Below are 2,289 nucleotides of genomic sequence, written 5' to 3'. Positions count from 1 at the left end.
CGTTGTAGCGGTGCACCCAGTCGCGCAGGGTCTGGCGGTCCATGCCGCAGGCGCGGGCGGCGGTGGTGCGATCAGCGCCCTCCAGCACCAGGGCGAGCGCCAGCATGCGACGGGCCGCCGGGATGCTGGGCGCCTTGGAGGCGGCGGCGCGCAACCCCTCGGCGCTCAGATCCGTGCGGGTGATCGCGATCCCGGACATGGCGTGTCCTCCTGATCCGCCAAACGAATCAGAAGCCAGCTCAACCCGCAACCCGCCGAGTCACCCTCACAGGCCGTTGGTATGAGATCGCCGACGCAGGCAAAAAGGTGTCGTCGACCAGTCTCGGAATTTGTCGCTGACCCGGCCGCCGTTTGAGTTGGGTGGTTTTCAGCACATCCGCTTTCAGGCACGGCCAGCATCTGAGCAGACATAGCCGCTGGGACCGCTCACGACCCGCAGCAGACGCACCTCGCCCCTGACATTCGGCACATCCCCCACGAGGTCGAGCGCATGCGCCGCCCCGCAGGCCTTGTCGTAGCGAAGCCGGAGCCTGTAAGTTGCTGTTTTCTGATCGCCCGGATGTCATAGGGAACCGATTGTACCAGCCTAGGTCAACAAGCGCCTGAGAGGGAACGCGTGTCGAAATTGATCTTCGTCAATCTGCCGGTCGAGAACCTCGATCGATCCATCGCCTTTTACGAGGCTATTGGCGCCCGAAAGAACCCACAATTCTCCGACGACACCGGTGCTTGCATGGTTCTATCCGATGTCATCCACGTGATGATCCTGACCCACGACAAATTTAAGCGCTTCGCGATCCGGCCGATCCCGGATGTGCGGGCGACCGGGAACGAGGTGCTGCTCTGCCTATCTGCCGATAGCAAGACCGAGGTCGACACCCTCGTGACTGCTGCCGCGAGCGCCGGCGGACGCGCCGACGTCAACGCGCCTGACGACCATGACTTCATGTACGGCCGCTCCTTTGAGGATCCGGACGGCCACGTTTGGGAGACGATGTGGATGGACATGGCGGGTTTCCAGGCGGCGCAGGGTCAGGTCGGCAGCAGCACATCTTGAGAGCGCGTCGATGTCCGCCGGCACCTCGCCCCGGCTGAGCCGAGCCGCGTCGCCCGGCTTGGGGTCTCGTCCTGAGCGACCGAGTAGGTAGCGTCGCTCAGCGTTCCGGCGTCGTGCCGGCACGCGTCGTCAACCTACACGACCTTCACCCCGTCAGGCTTGTCCACTCCGGAGCATCGCCGGCAGATGCTGGGGTACCCGGCACCGGCGCCAAACTGAGTGGCCGTTTTTCGGTAGTGGCTCAACGTCGGTTCGCCACCCCGAGCTGAAGTTGTCAGGTGGCCGACGAGTGTCCGCTTCCGGGAAGCGCGGATGGCGGTCGGAACGGCTGGGTTGCGTCGTAATGAGTTCGTCCGCTTTCTCGAATGACCCTCTCCGAAGCGAACCAGCGGCTTCGGCCAAGTCTCGCCGATGCATGCGGTGGTGCGTGACTGACGGCGACTGACCGCGGTAGGTGATGGCAGGTCGTCACTTACCGTCACGTCGACGTTGCGTTTACACAACCAAATCCATAGCGGGCCGCAAGGCCCATCGCAGCGGATCCGGCTCCGGAATGACACCAACGAACCCGCCGCTCCGGCGTGTGTTTCCACCCATACTGCTACCGACATTCCTCGCCGTCGTGGATGGCACCATCGTCGCCGCGGCCCTGCCCGCCATGGCCGTCGCGTTCGGCGAGGTGGAGCGAGTGACCTGGGTCGTCGCATCCTACCTCGTAGCCAGCACCGTGGCGGCGCCTGTCTACGGTCAACTCGGCGACGCCCTCGGCAGGCGACGTCTGTTGCTGACGGCGCTCGCGGTGTTCGTCTTGGCGTCCGCGCTCTGCGCCTGTGCGTCAGGCATCCTGTCGCTGACCGGGGCGCGGGTACTCCAGGGCTTCGGCGGCGGCGGCCTGATGGTGCTGGGCCAAGCGCTCCTGGCCGAGAACGTCCCGCGCCATCAACTCGGCCAGGCGCAGGGCGTGATGGCCGCGGTGATCGTGGCTTCGTCTACGTTCGGACCGGTGGCCGGAGGGGCGCTGACGCAGGCGTTCGGATGGCCCTCGGTGTTCCTGGTGAATCTGCCGCTCGGCCTGCTAGAGCCGTTTCCGTTCATGTAGCGACGGCCGAGTCGTCCTCGTAACCGGCTGCGGCGAGGTAGTTGCGGCATTCCTGCGCTGTGAAGCGGGCGAAGGCCTTGCGGATCTCGGCCCGTAGGTCGGTGATGCTACGCGCGGCGGCGGCGCGCAGCAG

General features: G+C 65.6%; 3 protein-coding genes and 1 pseudogene. 2 read left to right on the top strand and 2 right to left on the bottom strand.

Annotated elements, in window-relative coordinates; all coding sequences use genetic code 11:
- Positions 1-199 (bottom strand): helix-turn-helix domain-containing protein (locus Q8W71_RS32770; protein ID WP_305525350.1); only part of this gene is annotated, 199 nt, incomplete at its 3' end.
- 417 nt (positions 200-616) lie between these two features.
- Here Q8W71_RS32770 and Q8W71_RS32765 point away from each other — a divergent pair.
- A complete protein-coding gene (locus Q8W71_RS32765) occupies positions 617-1,057 on the top strand; it encodes a VOC family protein (protein ID WP_305529469.1) in 441 nt (146 codons plus the stop codon).
- A 457-nt stretch (positions 1,058-1,514) separates the two neighbouring features.
- A complete protein-coding gene (locus tag Q8W71_RS32760) occupies positions 1,515-2,156 on the top strand; it encodes an MFS transporter (protein ID WP_370875604.1) in 642 nt (213 codons plus the stop codon).
- Here the strand turns inward: Q8W71_RS32760 and Q8W71_RS32755 are convergent.
- Positions 2,149-2,289, bottom strand: a pseudogene (locus Q8W71_RS32755) (IS630 family transposase); the annotation flags it as partial. The gene Q8W71_RS32760 and the pseudogene Q8W71_RS32755 sit on opposite strands and share 8 nt — an antisense overlap.

The organism is Methylobacterium amylolyticum (assembly GCF_030700245.1).
Taxonomy (GTDB): Bacteria; Pseudomonadota; Alphaproteobacteria; order Rhizobiales; family Beijerinckiaceae; genus Methylobacterium.
This window is presented reverse-complemented; position numbering and strand designations above follow the sequence as displayed.